This is a genomic window from Photobacterium alginatilyticum, from assembly GCF_009910675.1.
Lineage (GTDB): Bacteria > Pseudomonadota > Gammaproteobacteria > Enterobacterales > Vibrionaceae > Photobacterium > Photobacterium alginatilyticum.
Map to the genome: position 1 here is coordinate 33,070 of NZ_RSEJ01000001.1, position 16,352 is coordinate 49,421.

The 16,352-nt window shown below is 52.7% G+C and carries 17 protein-coding genes and 1 other annotated feature; of the genes, 4 read left to right on the top strand and 13 right to left on the bottom strand.

The genetic code is table 11. The annotated features are described in order from the left end of the window. Window positions 1-24 precede the first annotated feature (24 nt). Window positions 25-963: a class I SAM-dependent methyltransferase gene (locus EIZ48_RS00125; RefSeq protein ID WP_160648134.1), complete on the top strand. Its 939-nt coding sequence runs from the start codon at window positions 25-27 to the stop codon at window positions 961-963. A gap of 83 nt (window positions 964-1,046) precedes the next feature. Here EIZ48_RS00125 and EIZ48_RS00130 read toward each other — a convergent pair whose 3' ends face one another. From EIZ48_RS00130 to aroF, 12 genes are all read right to left on the bottom strand, one after another. Continuing rightward, window positions 1,047-1,433, bottom strand: a complete 387-nt coding sequence (locus EIZ48_RS00130) for a GspS/AspS pilotin family protein (RefSeq protein WP_160648135.1) — start codon at window positions 1,431-1,433, stop codon at window positions 1,047-1,049. A gap of 46 nt (window positions 1,434-1,479) precedes the next feature. Further along, the gene (locus tag EIZ48_RS00135) at window positions 1,480-1,779 is read right to left on the bottom strand and encodes a YciI family protein (protein WP_075768424.1); all 300 of its coding nucleotides are present in this window, start codon (window positions 1,777-1,779) and stop codon (window positions 1,480-1,482) included. Window positions 1,780-1,918: 139 nt separating this feature from the next. Further along, entirely contained in the window at window positions 1,919-2,317 is a 399-nt protein-coding gene (yciA, locus tag EIZ48_RS00140; RefSeq protein ID WP_075768425.1) for an acyl-CoA thioester hydrolase YciA, read from the bottom strand. Between the two features lie 15 nt (window positions 2,318-2,332). Beyond that, window positions 2,333-2,872, bottom strand: a complete 540-nt coding sequence (locus EIZ48_RS00145) for a septation protein A (protein ID WP_160648136.1) — start codon at window positions 2,870-2,872, stop codon at window positions 2,333-2,335. Between the two features lie 187 nt (window positions 2,873-3,059). After that, window positions 3,060-4,313 (bottom strand): cation:dicarboxylate symporter family transporter, encoded by a 1,254-nt coding sequence (locus EIZ48_RS00150; RefSeq protein WP_160648137.1) that lies wholly within the window; start codon window positions 4,311-4,313, stop codon window positions 3,060-3,062. A gap of 374 nt (window positions 4,314-4,687) precedes the next feature. After that, a complete protein-coding gene (gene trpA, locus EIZ48_RS00155) occupies window positions 4,688-5,494 on the bottom strand; it encodes a tryptophan synthase subunit alpha (RefSeq protein WP_160648138.1) in 807 nt (268 codons plus the stop codon). Then, entirely contained in the window at window positions 5,494-6,684 is a 1,191-nt protein-coding gene (gene trpB, locus EIZ48_RS00160) for a tryptophan synthase subunit beta (protein ID WP_160648139.1), read from the bottom strand. Before trpB ends, trpA begins: the two co-directional genes overlap by 1 nt. 14 nt (window positions 6,685-6,698) lie before the next feature. Then, window positions 6,699-8,069 (bottom strand): bifunctional indole-3-glycerol-phosphate synthase TrpC/phosphoribosylanthranilate isomerase TrpF, encoded by a 1,371-nt coding sequence (trpCF, locus tag EIZ48_RS00165; RefSeq protein WP_160648140.1) that lies wholly within the window; start codon window positions 8,067-8,069, stop codon window positions 6,699-6,701. Window positions 8,070-8,071: 2 nt separating this feature from the next. Beyond that, window positions 8,072-9,082: an anthranilate phosphoribosyltransferase gene (trpD, locus tag EIZ48_RS00170; RefSeq protein WP_160648141.1), complete on the bottom strand. Its 1,011-nt coding sequence runs from the start codon at window positions 9,080-9,082 to the stop codon at window positions 8,072-8,074. A 21-nt stretch (window positions 9,083-9,103) separates the two neighbouring features. Further along, on the bottom strand, window positions 9,104-9,721 hold the full coding sequence (locus tag EIZ48_RS00175) for an aminodeoxychorismate/anthranilate synthase component II (RefSeq protein WP_160648142.1): 618 nt from the start codon (window positions 9,719-9,721) through the stop codon (window positions 9,104-9,106). Window positions 9,722-9,732: 11 nt separating this feature from the next. Beyond that, window positions 9,733-11,313, bottom strand: a complete 1,581-nt coding sequence (locus EIZ48_RS00180; protein WP_075768433.1) for an anthranilate synthase component 1 — start codon at window positions 11,311-11,313, stop codon at window positions 9,733-9,735. Beyond that, complete coding sequence (aroF, locus tag EIZ48_RS00185; protein WP_160648143.1) at window positions 11,310-12,323, bottom strand: 3-deoxy-7-phosphoheptulonate synthase; 1,014 nt, start codon at window positions 12,321-12,323, stop codon at window positions 11,310-11,312. The genes EIZ48_RS00180 and aroF overlap by 4 nt, the downstream gene beginning before the upstream one ends. Before the next feature lie 87 nt (window positions 12,324-12,410). After that, window positions 12,411-12,505 (bottom strand) — a sequence feature (Trp leader region). A 117-nt stretch (window positions 12,506-12,622) separates the two neighbouring features. Here aroF and rnm point away from each other — a divergent pair. From rnm to rluB, 3 genes are all read left to right on the top strand, one after another. Continuing rightward, complete coding sequence (rnm, locus tag EIZ48_RS00190) at window positions 12,623-13,504, top strand: RNase RNM (RefSeq protein WP_160648144.1); 882 nt, start codon at window positions 12,623-12,625, stop codon at window positions 13,502-13,504. 8 nt (window positions 13,505-13,512) lie between these two features. Beyond that, on the top strand, window positions 13,513-14,133 hold the full coding sequence (locus EIZ48_RS00195) for an L-threonylcarbamoyladenylate synthase (protein WP_160648145.1): 621 nt from the start codon (window positions 13,513-13,515) through the stop codon (window positions 14,131-14,133). Window positions 14,134-14,396: 263 nt separating this feature from the next. After that, window positions 14,397-15,404, top strand: a complete 1,008-nt coding sequence (rluB, locus tag EIZ48_RS00200) for a 23S rRNA pseudouridine(2605) synthase RluB (protein ID WP_160648146.1) — start codon at window positions 14,397-14,399, stop codon at window positions 15,402-15,404. 187 nt (window positions 15,405-15,591) lie between these two features. On the opposite strand, the gene EIZ48_RS00205 is transcribed toward rluB, so the two are convergent. After that, a complete protein-coding gene (locus EIZ48_RS00205; protein ID WP_160648147.1) occupies window positions 15,592-16,350 on the bottom strand; it encodes a YciK family oxidoreductase in 759 nt (252 codons plus the stop codon). Between the last annotated feature and the right edge of the window lie 2 nt (window positions 16,351-16,352).

Here is a 16,352-nt window from a genome sequence, read left to right on the forward strand (position 1 = left end):
AATTTTGATCAAGATTGTAGAGTTATGGAAACCACCGCGCTGCCGACCTTAGAACAACACCTGCTAACTGAACTGTTGTCACCACCGACTGAAGTTCGCCGCTTATTTCACGGTCGGGGACGCTGTTGGCAGGGGCTGGAACAGCTTACTGTTGACTGGCTGAGTGGGCAGGTCTTAGTTTCCTTATTTAAAGAGCCATCTGAGCCGTTTCTTGCAGCATTGCATAATACTCTGACGGCTTTGGTTTCCTCCGAAGCCTGGCTGCAAAGCGGGGCGACATCGTTGCTACTGCAGCATCGCGACCGGCAGGGATCACCGATGGAGCTTCTATGGGGCGAAAGCGGTGAATACCAGGACGTGGTAGAAAATGGGCTGACGTTTAAGCTGGATCTGGGGCGCAAGCAAAATAACGGCCTGTTTCTTGACATGCGCTATGGTCGCCGCTGGGTGATGGAGCATGCCGCAGGTAAACGGGTGCTGAATTTGTTCGCCTATACCTGCGGGTTTTCGGTGGCAGCCATCGAGGGCGGTGCCGAACATGTGGTTAACCTCGATATGGCCAAGGCAGCATTGAGCCGAGGCCGTGATAACCATCATCTCAATAAGCATGATCTGAAGAAAGTGAGCTTCTTAGGGCACGAGCTGTTCAAGTCATGGGGCAAAGTCCGCAAGCTGGGGCCTTACGACTTGATCATCATTGATCCGCCTTCATTTCAGAAGGGCAGCTTCGCCCTGACCAAGGATTACCAGAAAATCCTTCGGCGTCTGCCGGAACTGCTGACAGGAAAAGGCCAGGTTGTCGCCTGTGTGAACGATCCTTCTGTGTCGTCTCAGTTCTTGATTGACGGTATGGCGACCGAAGCGCCGGAGCTGGCGTATACCGAACGCTTGGCCAACCCGCCGGAGTTTAAGGACATTGATCCTGAAGGCGGGCTAAAAGTACTGGTATTCGACAGACAGTAATTGCAATAAAAATACCGCCAGAGGTTTAACACTGGCGGTATCGATGATTTATAGCTCCGAAGAACGAAGTCTTACTCTACTTGTTATTTCGTCAGGCCTTGGCAGTATTGGTCATAGACTGGCTGTTCTGCCATGGTGCGTCCACGCATATCCATGATCATTATCTTATAGTTCACGCCTTCGTTAAACAGAGGGATGAGCTCTTCACTGTTGCAGTAATTCACGGCCGCATTTTTGACTGCCTGCGAAGGTGGGATCTTGCCGCCACCACCATATAAAATGGTGATTTCGACAGTCTTCTCACGCGCCTGGGCTTTCATGATCTGGTATTCACCCACCTTGTCATAGGGGGCTTTGTTGTTGATCAGTGACGCACGACTTTTGGCCAGCGCTTTCGCTGCATCATCTGGGCTTGATGCGCAGCCAGCCAGTGAAAGTAATGCGATGCATATAAGTGTTTTCTTTAACATCAGATAATTAATCTCGATCTATGCGGGTGTGTAATGCCGTAGCCGGTTAAGGTAGGACTTTCTTAAATGGCTTAACAATAACGTTGTCATACACACCGGCCTCAATGTAAGGATCGGCGTCAGCCCATGCTTTGGCATCAGCCAAAGAGTTGAACTCAGCAATGACGGTTGAGCCAGTGAAACCGGCTTCGCCCGGATTGTCGCTGTCGATAGCCGGCATTGGACCCGCAACCAACAGGCGACCTTGTTCTTGAAGCTCTTTCAGGCGGGCAAGGTGTTTTTCGCGAACACTCAGGCGACGCTCTAAGCTGTTTTCAACATCCTGAGAAAAGATTACATACCACATTCGCTGAATTCTCCCTGTAGCTAAATTAGACCATGCCGCTTCTGTTTGAATAATGAAGGGCTTGGATTGATACTGGAGGGTTATCTTAAAGCAAAAAAAAAGCCCCAACCAGAGGTTAGGGCCAATTGTGAGGACAGCTTTACGCTTTTCGTATCGGGCGCGGGCGTCCTTCGCTGTTGATCGCGACGTAGTTGAAGGTGGCTTCGCAGACACGGTAGCGCTCGCCGACACCATCAATGGCAACCGGTTTTACCCATACTTCCAATGCCACGCTCATCGATGTGTTGCCGATGCGGCTGCATTCGCCGTAACAGCAAACAACATCGCCGACGCTGACAGGAGCTTTAAAGGCAATACTTTCGACAGAGACAGTAACAACGCGTCCGCCTGAAATCTCTTTGGCCAGAATGGCACCGGCCAAATCCAATTGAGACATAATCCAGCCACCAAAAATATCGCCGTTGGCATTGGTGTCTGCAGGCATAGCTAGAGTGCGGAGCAGCAGTTGTCCGCGAGGAATATTATTTTCTGTGGTCATGGTTCTATCTTACAACTATTCAGAATCAGTTTCTTTGGGCATATGGTGGTAAATATAACCGCCGGTGGCAAGGGTAAAAATCAAAGTTAGGGCTAATAGGCCAAAGACTTTAAAGTTTACCCATACATCAAGCGGAAGCTGGAAAGCGATATAGACATTGGCGATGGCACAAGTGACGAAAAACAGGATCCAGGCCATATTGATCCGTTTCCATATCAGCTCCGGCAGATTAATTTCGTTACTCAGCATTCCTTTGATTAGTGGCTTGCCCAGGTATTGGCTGACGGCGAGGCCGATAGCAAACAACACATAGACAATTGTGACCTTCCATTTGATGAAATTGTCATCATGGAGAAACAGGGTCAGTCCGCCAAATACAGCAACCATCGCGAAGGTGATCAGCTGCATTTTCTCTACTTTTTTGTACAAGAACCATGTGAGTGCCACCTGAAACGCCGTTGCCGCAATCAAGGCGCCTGTCGCAACATAGATGTCATGGGTTTTATACAAGATAAAGAAGACGATCAGCGGAATAAAGTCGATCAGTTGTTTCATTCAATAGCAGCCTTATTATTGCCAAGTCATAAATGACCTGGCGGAATGAATCTATATCCAAGTATTGCTAGCTACTAGTATACCTAATAGCCTCAGGGATAAATATCTGCCGAGTGAATTCTCCCGTATGAACAACGAAAAAGGCCGCTGATAGTTATCAGCGGCCTTTGCTATACAGGCTTAGAGATTAAGCGTTCTGAACTTCTTCAGAAACCTTGTCAGCTTCTTTGCTTACCATGTCATCGATAATGACGGCACACGCGGCATCGCCGGTGATGTTAAGCGCAGTACGGATCATATCAAAGATACGGTCAAGGGCGAATAGTAGTGGTAGACCTTCGATTGGAATACCGGCAGCAAGCAGTACTGCAACTACCAGGAATGACGGACCCGGAACACCGGCCTGGCCAACAGCACCTAGTGTTGAGGTTACAATGATGGCAATGTATGCGCTCATACCCAGATCAATGTTGAACATCTGGGCGAAGAAGATAGCAACCAGACCGTAGTAAATGGCGTTACCGCTCATGTTGATGGTCGCGCCCAGCGGCAGTACGAATGCAGCCGTTGAGTTCTTAACACCCAGCTCATCTTCACAGGTTTCCATGGTGACAGGCAGGGTTGCCATAGAAGAAGCTGTTGATAGCGCAACTGCCTGTGGCTTTTTCATTGCCGACAGGAACTTCATTGGTGATGTTTTGCTGAATGCTTTGATCATTAGCGGGTAGAACACGAAACCGTAGACCAGGATGGCACCGACGTAGACCACAAACAGCTTGAAGACGACCATCAGGGCGCTAAAGCCAAAGGTACCAACGGCATCCGCCATCAGGCCGAATACACCCAACGGCGCAATTTTCATCACGACATTGATCATCCAAACCATGGCATCAACAATGGCATTGACACCATTGATCAGCGGGTCGCGGCGTTCTTTTTCCAGTTTCGATAAAGCGATACCAAAGAAAAGGCAGAATACGAGAATTTGTAGAATATTCGCTTCGTTCAGTGACTGGAAAACGTTGGTCGGGATCATGCCAAGTACGGTTGCCCAGAAAGATGGCAGGTCGCCTTTGTCGGCATAGACATTGGAGAACAAGCCTTCGACACCTGTCAGGTCAACGCCCATTCCCGGCTCAAACATTTCACCCATGAACAGGGCGAGTGCGACGGCGACGGCAGACGTGAAGCCGAAGAAGCCCAATGTTGCAAAGCCCACTTTTCCTGCTGAGTGGCTGCTGCCAAGTCCGGCGGCACCGGAGATAATTGCAACGGCAACCAGTGGGATAACAAGCATTTTGATCAAGTGGATAAAAATACTACCAAGCGGCGCGAACAGGCTGGCTGATTGCCCCATCATCGCGCCAACAAGCGTACCTACACACATGGCAATGACGACTTGGACGCCGATATTGCCTAATAGTCCTTTTTCTTTTAACACTTTTTATACCTCAGTTGTGTTTGTTAATTGTGCTTAGGGTTAAGTGTTGTATTTGTTGTGAATGTTAACCCAATATTTTGCGGTTGTGTTTTTACACACAATTATTGTATTTATCAATCATTGTTTTCGATATTTTGCTTTGCTGTTATCGGGTGTGACAATGTCTGGTGACAAAATCGCTACCCTTAACAACTCGGCTACTGTAAGTCGGGGATGGGGGAAGATCTTTGATCTAATACGGGTTTAGCTTTGTTAATCGGGGAAAAAATGGTGGAATCTTGCACGTAAATGGTGCGCTTGGGGTGAAAAAGCCGCAACGAATGCGGCTTTGTAAGGTGATCATCTTGTTGATGTGCCTATTTATAGGCGTATGGCTACAGACGTGTAGCGGTTTTCATATTGCTGATGAACTGGCCCATCTGGGTTAACATTTCATCATCGTGTCCCAGGTTCTGCTCGATAACTTTCACGACGGCTGAGCCAGAGATGGCACCAGCAGCGCCGGCCTCGATGGCTTCTTTTACCTGTGCGGGCTCTGAAATACCAAAGCCAAGCAGTGCCGGTGGCGCCTTGTGAACCTTCAGGCTTTCCAGCAGGTGTCCAATAGGCATGCCCGCCTTGGTTTCGGCACCGGTAACACCAGCACGAGACAATAGGTAGGTATAGCCACCACCATACTCGGAAACTGTTTTCAGCGTTTGTTCGTCGGCATTCGGTGGTGCAATGAAGATCGGGTGAATGCCGTATTTCTCGGCTGCTGCCCGGAACTCGGCAGACTCCTTGACCGGTACATCAGCAATTAGCACCGAATCAACCCCGGCATCGGCACACTTTCGGTAGAAGTTCTCGATACCTGCACCGAAGACAAGATTGGCGTACATCAGCAGGCCAATGGGCAGCTCCGGGTATTTGGCGCGGATCTTGGCCAGAAGCTCAAAACACAGTGCCGGCGTCGTTCCTGACTCCAGTGCCCTGATTGTCGCGCCCTGGATAGTCGGGCCGTCGGCCAGCGGATCAGAGAACGGAATACCCAGCTCTAATGCATCGGCGCCGGACTCGACCAGCGTGTCGATGATTTTCAGGGATTGCTCGGGATTGGGATCGCCGATGGTTACAAAAGGAACAAATGCGCCTTCATGTTTTGCCGCCAGGCGGTCAAATAGTGCTTGATAACGATCCATTACAGCGCTCCCTTCTCTTCTAGAATATCGTGGACTGTGAAAATGTCTTTGTCGCCGCGTCCGGACAGGTTGACGACCAGTATCTGTTCTTTTTCTGGTTCTTTCTCAATCATCTGCAGGGCATAAGCCAGTGCATGGGCAGATTCCAGTGCCGGGATAATGCCTTCGTTGCGGGCCAGTGACTGGAAGGCTTCCAGTGCCTCGTCGTCAGTCACTGAACCATAGACAGCGCGGCCAGTTGCGTTCAGGTGGGCATGCTGAGGGCCGACAGACGGGAAATCCAAACCGGCAGAGACCGAGTAGGACTCTTCAACCTGACCATGTTCGTCCTGCATCAGCGGAGCCTTCATGCCAAAGAAAATACCCAGCTTGCCGTGTTTCAGTGGTGCACCGTGCATGTCGGTATCAAGACCTTTGCCCGCTGGCTCGACACCAATCAGGCCGACTTCTTCATCATCGATAAAATCAGCGAACATCCCGATAGCATTGGAGCCACCGCCGACACAGGCGATAACGGCATCAGGCAGGCGACCTTCTTTTGCCAGGATCTGAGCTTTGGTTTCCTCGCCGATAATATGCTGGAACTCGCGGACAATGGTTGGGAATGGGTGCGGACCTGCCGCCGTACCTAACAGGTAGTGAGCTTTGTCATAGGTTGCTGACCAGTCGCGCATTGCTTCGTTACAGGCATCTTTCAGGGTGGCTGAGCCGGAGTGTACCGGGATCACTTCTGCGCCCATCAGCTTCATTCGGAAAACGTTCGGGCTCTGGCGCTCAACGTCTTTGGCACCCATGTACACACGGCATTTCAGTCCCAGCAAGGCGCAGGCCAATGCTGTTGCTACACCGTGCTGACCGGCACCTGTCTCGGCGATGATTTCTTCTTTGCCCATTCGTTTGGCAAGCAGTGCCTGACCCAGTACCTGGTTGGTTTTGTGTGCGCCACCGTGCAGCAAGTCTTCACGCTTTAGGTAGAGCTTGGTCTTGGTGCCTTTGGTCAGGTTTTGACACAGGGTCAGGGCGGTCGGGCGACCGGCATATTCTTTCAGCAGGTCAAGAAACTCTTTCTGAAAGCTTGGGTCTTGCTGGGCCTCGATGAAAGCTGCCTCCAGCTGGTCAAGTGCCGGGACCAAAATCTGGGGAACATATTGTCCACCAAATTCACCGAAGTAGGCGTCTAGTTTGCTCATAATCTTATTTATCCTTAATACTTTCTGATTGCCGCGAAGGCCGCATTCAATTTTGTCTGATCTTTTTTACCCGGGGCGCTTTCAACACCAGAGTTTAAATCCAATCCCTTGCAGCCCAGCTTGGCTGCCTCACAGGCATTTTCCGGTGTCAGGCCACCTGCCAGCATGATGTTTTGCCTGTCGGTATCGCTTAGCAGGTTCCAGTCAAAGGCGATGCCTGTCCCGCCAGATTGCTGGCCGACCTTGCTGTCTAGCAGGTGTTTGTCGGCCGGCCATCGTTCGAAGTCCGGGACTGCCGTAGCAATGCCATGAGCCTTCCAGATCTCGCAGTCATCCGGGAGCTGGGCTTTCAGTCCCTGGACATATTCCGGTGATTCTTCACCGTGGAGCTGGACGGCTGACAAAGACAGGGCATTGGCAGCCTTGGCGACAGCGTCGGGATCAGCATTGCGGAACACGCCGACATACTTGAGCGGTGCACCGCTCATTATCATGCGGGCCTGTTCGATATCGACCTGACGTGGCGAGGTGGAGACGAAAATCAGACCGCCGTAGACAGCACCACTTTGATAGGCCGCGCTGGCATCATCGGCTCGGGTCAGGCCGCAGACTTTGTTTTCACCCAGGAGTACCCGGCGCACCGCCAGCTCAAGGTTGTCCTCGGCCATCAGGGAGCTGCCGATCAGAAAGCCATTGGCATAGGCGGCAAGATCACGAACCTGCTGGTGGTTGTAGATCCCTGATTCCGAAATGACAATGGTGTCCTGCGGCAGGCGCGGTGCCAGCTCCTTGGTGCGATTAAGGTCAATGCTCAAGTCTCGCAGGTTACGGTTGTTGATCCCGACGACCTTAGCGTTCAATGCAATAGCCCGCTCCAGCTCTTGCTCATTGCTGACCTCGGTCAGAATACCCAGGTTCAGCGATTCAGCCACGGCGGCAAGCTCGCGGTATTCGTCATCATTGAGCACCGATAGCATCAGCAAAATGGCATCGGCACTGTAGTGACGTGCCAGATACACCTGATAGGTATCGATCATGAAGTCTTTGCACAGAACCGGCTGCTTGACCTGGTTACGAACCAGAGGAAGAAAATCAAAATTTCCCTGGAAGTATTTCTCGTCCGTCAGGACCGATATGGCACTGGCATGGCCGTTGTAGACCTTGGCAATGTGATCCAGGTTGAAGTCATGACGGATCAAGCCTTTTGACGGTGAGGCTTTCTTGCACTCAAGAATAAAGGCCGTCTGTTCGCCGGACAGGGCGTCGTAAAAGTTACGGTCACTCGGGGTTAAGCCGTCAATAAAGTCGTCAAGTGGCTGTTCCTGCTTGCGCGCTTCCACCCACAGGCGTTTGTCGGCCACAATTTTCGCTAGTACGGTTTCCATGGTTAACCTCGTGCTGCCAGTTTCTCAACCAGCTCAAATGCTTTGCCAGACTGCATAACGTCAATGGCTTGTTGGGTGTTGGCTGTTAAATCTTCGTTGCCGAACAGGCGTAGCAGCATAGCCACATTGACGGCAACGGCACCTTGCTGGGATGCGGTTCCTTTACCGGTCAGAATGTTGGTGATAATGGCCCGGTTCTCTTCCGGCTCACCGCCCTTGATGGCTTCAAGCGGGTAGGTATCGAGACCAAAATCTGCCGGAGTCAGGGTATATTCCTTGATTTCGCCATTGATGATTTCAGCAACGGTTGTTTCGCCGTGGATGGCGACTTCATCTAGCCCGCTGCCGTGAACAACGGCTGCCCGTTTCATGCCCATTGCTGCCATGGTTTCGGCTATCGGGCGTACCAGAGCCTGATCATAGACCCCCATCAGCTCGATAGTTGGCCGGGCCGGGTTAATGAGCGGACCAAGCACATTGAAGATAGTCCTGGTTTTTAATGTCTGGCGAACTGGCATCGCATGGCGGACACCGCCGTGATATTCCGGTGCGAACAGAAAGCAGACACCGAGCTCGTCAAGTGCCCCACGGGCATTGTTAGGTGTCATCGCCAAATTAATGCCGAATTTGTCGAGCAGATCGGATGAACCCGACTTGCTCGATACCCCGCGGTTGCCGTGTTTGGCAACCTTAACGCCACAGGCGGCTGCGACAAAGGCGGCGGTGGTCGAGATATTGATGGTGTTGGCGCCGTCACCACCGGTGCCGACGATATCGGCAAAATCATAGTCCGGGCTAGGGAACGGGTTGGCATTGGCCAGTAGGGCACTGGCGGCACCGGCGATCTCTGCCGGGGTTTCACCTTTGATCTTCAGGGCAGTCAGTATGGCTGACAGCAGGATCGGCTCGACTTCGCCTTTGATGATGGCATCGAACAGGGTATGGCTTTCTTCCTGGCTCAGCGCCTGCTGGTCATATAATTTGTTGGCAATGGTGTAAATGCTTGCATCCATAATCTTATTCTCCCTAAAGCTTTATTTATTCGTTGCCACGCGATGGCTGTCCGGCTTTGACATTACCCAGTTCAGCGTATTGGTAAGCAACTGAGCCCCTTGTGTAGTTAGAATCGACTCAGGGTGGAACTGGTAGCCACACACACGATCCTGATCATTGGTTACTGCCATCACCAGCCCGTCGACATCGGCAACGGTTGTCAGGCTGTCCGGTACCTCCGTGGCAACCAGAGAATGGTAGCGGGCAATGGAGAGCGGACTTGGCAAGTCACCAAATACAGTATGGCCACTGTGATGCATCATGGCTGCTTTGCCGTGGACGATATCGCCGGCGCCTTCCACCTTGCCGCCGTATGCTTCGACGATAGCCTGGTGGCCAAGGCAGATACCAATCATTGGCACCTTGCCGCGAACCCGCTTGATAAGCTCGGGCATGCAACCGGCATCGGCTGGCGCACCAGGGCCGGGAGAAAGCACCAGCACCGGGTTGGCTTTTTCAGCCAGCGCCTGTTCCATCTGGTCTGCGCTCAGGCTGTTACGGTAGATGGTGACCGGGTAACCCAGCGAGCGAAACTGATCGACCAGGTTGTAGGTAAAGGAATCAAAGTTATCGAGTAGTACAATTTCAGCAGCTGTCATGACTTTGATCCTTATACTGACTGGGTTGGGGCACTGTGTGCCTTGCGGATAGCGGCGATCACAGCCTGCGCCTTGCCACGGGTTTCATCGGCTTCGGCCTGCGGGACAGAGTCATAGACGACACCGGCACCGGCCTGGACACTGGCTACGCCATCTTCGACATAGGCTGAGCGGATCACAATACAGGTGTCCATATCGCCGTGCCCGGTCAGGTAGCCGACAGCACCACCGTAGCTGCCGCGGCGACGTTGCTCAACATCACGGATTAGCTGCATTGCGCGGATTTTCGGTGCGCCGGTCAGCGTGCCCATGTTCATGCAGGCCTGATAGGCATGCAGCGCATCGAGATCGCCACGCAATTGACCGACAACACGGGAGACTAGGTGCATCACATGGCTGTAGCGGTCGACTTTGAGCAAGTCGGCTACATAGCGGCTGCCGGGTTCGCTGATCCGGGCCACATCGTTACGGGCCAGATCAACCAGCATCATGTGCTCGGCGTTTTCTTTCATGTCACTGCGCAGTTCAAGCTCAATGCGGCCGTCGAGATCCAGGTTAATGGAGCCGTCCGGATTCTTACCGCGGTGGCGAGTACCGGCAATCGGATAGATTTCCACCTGGTTGCTCTCGGTACAATATTTCAGTGCACTTTCCGGCGAGGCGCCGAACAGGGTGAAATCAGCGTCCTGCAGGTAGAACATATAAGGGCTAGGGTTACCGATTTTCAGCTCTTTGTAGGCCACCAGTGGCGACGGGCACGGCAGCGTGAACTGCCGGGACGGTACGACCTGGAACACATCGCCATTAATGACGTGCTGTTTGAGATCGACCACGGTCTGGCAGAATGCCTCGTCACTGACGCTGGCAACCGGCTCGCACTGGTCCTGGAACTCAGCTTCTGGCAGCGGTTTCGGCTCCAGACAGGCCTCTTTGATATGCTGCAACCGACGACTTAGCTCAAAATAGCTGGAAGTGTATTGATCGCCGCCAAACAGCGTTGCCTGCAGCTTGCCCCGGCGGCGCTGGTGGTCGATAACCAACAGGGTCTCGGCAATATAGAACAGGTAGTCCGGGCATTTGTTGTCCTCGGCGACGTCCGGCAGCGGCTCGAAACCGGCGACGACGTCATAGGCAAACAGGCCGCCGAGAAATAAGGCTTCCCGCGGGTGGCCAGAGGTATCAAAGGCGTGCTGGATCATGCGCAGCGCGTCAAACGAAGAGGTTTGACGCAGGCGGCTGTCTTCATCGAGCGCGCGTTCGGCACTGGGAAAATCGAGGATCAGGCAGTCGTTTTCACGTCGTCCCTGAATATCGGCAGCCAGTGCCTGCTCAAGTGTCTGCAGGACATTGAGTCCGTTGTCGGTTAATGCTTCCAGCCGGACCTGCTTGCCGCGGCATACAATACGGACCGCAGCATCAATCAGCATCAGGCTTTTCAAATCCTGCTTGGAGTCAATTTCGGCCGACTCCAGCAGTAAGTTATGCGGACGGTTGCCACAGACGGAGTAATACAACTCCGTCGGGTCGGCCACATAGGGTACGTCGAGGCTAAGTAGTTCCAGCTCGCCGGTACCTAAAGGGGTCGTATTCACAGCGTTCTCCCTGCCGCTTCTACAAACGGTTTCAACTCTTGCATTAACTGTTCAAACATTGGGCCAGTCAGCGCCTGGTGGCCGTCGGACAAGGCCTCACACGGATTAAGGTGTGATTCGACAATGATGCCATCAGCGCCAACTGCCGCTGCTGCCCGTGATAGCGGGATAACCAACTCGCGTACACCGGTGCCGTGGCTTGGATCAACCACGACAGGTAGGTGGGTACGCTGCTTGAGATAGGCAACGGCATTGAGGTCCAATGTATTCCTTGTTGCTGTCTCGTAGGTACGGATACCACGCTCGCACAGGATAATGTTAGGATTTCCTGCGTCATAGATGTATTCCGCGGCCAGTAACAGCTCTTCGATAGTGGCGGAAAGTCCGCGTTTGAGCAAGACCGGTTTTTTACTTTCACCCACAGCTTTTAACAAAGCGTAGTTCTGCATATTGCGGGCACCAATCTGTAGGCAGTCGACATATTCACACATTGTATCGACCTGACCGACTTCCATGACCTCAGACACCGTCGGCAGCCCAAGTTGCTGGTTGGCTTTATGCAGCAGTTTTAGTCCTTCTGCTCCCATGCCCTGGAAATCATACGGGCTGGTGCGAGGCTTGTAGGCACCGCCGCGAAGAGCCACGGCACCGTGTTTTTTCACTACCTCGGCAACCGCCATTAGTTGCGCTTCGGACTCGACAGAACACGGACCGGCGATAACGGCAAACTTGTCGCCACCGACAGCGGCACTGCCGAAGCGAACTACTGTGTCATGGGCCTGAACTTCACGGCTTACCATTTTGTACTTGGTCAGAATCGGTTTGACGTTTTCGACACACGGGTAAGCATCCAGGTGAAGCTGCTGCAACACGCGCTCGTCGCCTAGTGCACCCAGTACAATACGCTCGACACCCGGCATGTAGAGTGGCTTTAGGCCAGCAGACTCGATACGGCTGAGGATTTCTTTGGCTTGCTCTTCGGTCGCGTTGGGCTTTAGTACAATAATCATTTGTTTATCTCTTAATCTGTGTCGTGCACCTGCAGGCTGTTGGAAGAGGCTACATCGTGCTGAAAGTCGTATTCATCAGTTCGGGATATAAAAAAGCCCGCAGTATGCGGGCTTGTGTCTGTTTGGCCTTTAGGCACAGCAAATCACACCACCCGCTGAGGGAAGTGCCACCACCAAGAAAAGAAAGCGCAGAGCTGATGATGAATTTGCTGTAACATGTAAATATCCTGTAATTCTATTACTGGGTAACTGCGTACTAGTAAACTAGTTCATGAAATTAATGTCAAGAAATTTAATTTATGTTGTTTGATTTACATAGCCATACCACAGCATCGGATGGCCGTTTAGCGCCTGAAGAGCTGGTAAGAAGAGCGGTTGAACGACGCGTTGATGTGCTTGCGATCACAGATCACGATACCGTGGCGGGCCTTGAATTGGCACAGCAGGCAATCGATGCAGAAAATCTGCCTCTAACTCTCATCAAAGGTATTGAAATATCGACACTTTGGCGAAATTTTGATATTCACATTGTCGGCTTGAACATAGACCATGAACACCCGGCGATCACTGCCTTGATCGCCGAACAGGCGGCGCGGCGTGAGACTCGGGCTGCGCTGATAGCCGAGCGACTCGAGAAAAACCGTATGCCGGGTGCGCTGGCCGGAGCCAAGGCGCTGGCTGGCGGTGCGACGCTGACGCGGGCGCATTTTGCCCAGTGGCTGGTAGAACAAGGTTATGCCAAAAATATGCAGGCGGTGTTCAAAAAATTCCTGACCCGGAACAACCCGGGCTATGTGCCGCCCAGCTGGTGCTCGATTGCCGAGGCCGTCGAGGCCATTCATGCTGCCGGAGGCCAGGCGATATTGGCACACCCGGGCCGCTATAAGATGACGGCAAAGTGGTTGAAACGTCTGCTGACGGCGTTCGTTGAAGCCAACGGGGATGCGATGGAGGTTGCACAGCCCCAGCAGTCTCAGCAGGAGCGCAGGACGCTTGCTGACTACTCGATAGAATATAACTTGCTCGCTTCGCAAGGTTCTGACTTTCATTATGCCTCTCCATGGACCGAACTTGGGCGCAACCTCTGGTTGCCAAAAGGAGTGACTGAGGTCTGGCAAGAGTGGAAGGTTGAAAAGAAGCGGGTTGATGACGAGGTTCCGCAGAGAACGGAACTATCCTAGGAGGAACAATGAGCCAATTTTTTTACGTTCACCCCGAAACACCGCAAAACCGCCTGATTAACCAGGCCGTGGCAATTATTCGCAATGGCGGGGTGATTGTTTACCCGACAGACTCGGGCTATGCCCTGGGCTGCCAGTTGGAAAACAAGCAGGCGCTGGAGCGTATCTGCCAGATCCGTCGTCTTAATGACAAGCACAACTTCACGCTGCTGTGTCGTGATCTGTCCGAGCTGTCGCTGTATGCCCGTGTCGATAACACGGCGTTTCGCCTGCTGCGCAATAATACGCCGGGCGCCTATACGTTTATTTTCAAGGGGACCAAGGAAGTACCGCGTCGCCTGATGAACCCTAAGCGTAAAACCATCGGTATCAGGGTGCCTGACAACGCTATTGCCCTGGCTTTGTTGGATGCGCTGGGCGAGCCGATGATGTCGACCTCGCTGATCTTGCCTGATAGCGATGTCGCCGAGTCTGATCCGGATGAAATCCGCGATAAGCTGGAGCATGCGGTCGATTTGATTATCAATGGCGGTTACCTGGGCGAGCAGCCGACAACGGTAATTGACTTCAGTAATGACGAGATGGAAGTGGCGCGTGTCGGTGCCGGGGATCCCGCTCCGTTCGAATAATCGCTGAGCAATAGGCATCACATTTCTTATTGGTTGCTTCGGACGGATCTCCGGACAGAAAAGAAGTCGTTGATGATGGCCATCTAATCCGTCTTTTCGGTGGTATCTGCATCAAGCTTTTGGCATAATCCACGGTCGCTTTAAGAGGGCTTAGGGCGTGATACCAAGCAGTGTGCGGATACAGCCGAAGAGGCTTGATAAGCGTGCTGCCGGTATATTTGATGATATTTCGACGCCTGTGAAGGCGACAAAGGTTTATCCAAATGAGTGAAAAATTACAGAAGGTGCTGGCTCGTTCAGGCCAAGGTTCCCGTCGCGAGCTTGAATTAATGATTCAAAATGGCCGGGTAAGCATTGATGGCAAGACCGCAAAGCTAGGCGATCGTCTTGAAGACGGTCATGATTCAATTGTTCGCATTGACGGACATAAGATCAATCTAGTTGCACCTTCTGAAGAAGTGTGTCGTGTCCTTGCCTATAACAAACCTGAAGGTGAGTTATGTACGCGCCATGATCCTGATGGTCGCCGTACTGTCTTCGATCGCCTTCCGCGCCTGGAGTCGGGTCGTTGGGTGTCAGTCGGCCGTCTGGATGCGAACACGTCAGGTTTGTTGCTTTTCACTACCGACGGTGAACTGGCAAACCGACTGATGCACCCGAGCCACCGCGTTGAGCGTGAGTACATGGTACGTGTATTCGGTGACGTCAATGAGCAGATGATCAAGAACCTGGTTAACGGTGTTGAACTCGAAGACGGTATGGCACGTTTTGAGGACGTGGTGTACGCCGGCGGCGAAGGAATGAACCACACCTTCTACGTTATGCTGACCGAAGGTCGTAACCGTGAGGTTCGTCGTCTGTGGGACTCCCAGGGTGTGACGGTAAGCCGTCTGAAGCGTGTTCGCTACGGTGATATCTTCCTGACCAAGGACATTCCCCGTGGTGGCTGGATGGAGCTTGAACTGAAGGAAGTGAACTACCTGCGTGAAATGGTCGAGCTGAAGCCGGAAGAGAACACCATGCTGACGGTAGAAGGCCAGAAGCGCAAGAAAGGGGTTCGTCAGATCCGCCGTGCAGTTCGTCGTCACGAAGAGCGTATCAATGATGATTCGCCACGTGGTCGTCGTGGCCGTCAGGACAAGCGCCGTGCTTCCTCGCGCAACAAAGATGCCGAAGCAACTTCGCAAGGCCGACGCAAGCCTTCCGGCAATGCGGCAAACCGCCGTAACCCGCTGAAGAACAAGCCGGCCAAGCCGCGCACGCGCAAATAAGGCGTGATTAGATTTAAAAAAGCAGCCAGTTGGCTGCTTTTTTTATGTTTGTAAAACCCCCTCCCTTGAGCGGTTAAGCGATTGTTTTCGTTAATGCTGCCTCCAAGGGAGGGCTGGGGAGGGTTGTTGTGAGGACTATTGGGGATCCACCTTGAATCCATTGTCCATTTTGAGTTAAGCGCCGGGGTTAAGCCGCGCCTGGCTTACGCTTTGGCTGGGCATCAATGCACTGGCCGTTAACATTCTTGCTTTCCGGACCCATCAGGTACAGGTACAACGGCATAATGTCGGCAGGTGTTTTCAGCTCTGAGCTGTCTTCCGCCGGGTAGGCCTTGGCGCGCATTGCCGTACGGGTCGCCCCCGGGTTGATGGCATTGACGCGGACATTGGTATTGCTCATCTCGTCAGCCAGGATCTGCATCATGCCTTCGGTGGCAAACTTGGAGATCGAGTAGGCGCCCCAGAAGGCACGGCCCTGGTGGCCTACCGTTGATGACGTGAAGACGATACGGCCGTCCTCGGCTTTCTTGACCAGTGGCATCAGTGATTGGGTCATCAGGAACTGGGCTTTGACATTGACCTGCATGACATCGTCGAAGGTATCTTCGCCGAGTTGATCGAATGGGCTCATCACACCGAGCAGACTGGCATTGTGCAGCACACCATCAAGGCGGCCGAACTGGCCTTCGATGGTTTCGGCCATGTCGTCGTAGTTCTGCTTGGTTGCCCCTTGCAGGTCCAGAGGAATAATCGCAGGCTGAGCATAGCCAAGCGCTTCAATTTCATCGTAAACGGCTTCGAGCTTGGCAACGGTACGGCCAAGCAAAATAACAGTTGCACCGTGAGCTGCATAGCTGATGGCAGCCTGACGGCCGATACCCTCACCAGCCCCTGTCACCAGAATGACACGATCTTTAAGAGAATCTGCAGCGATTTGATATTCCACGT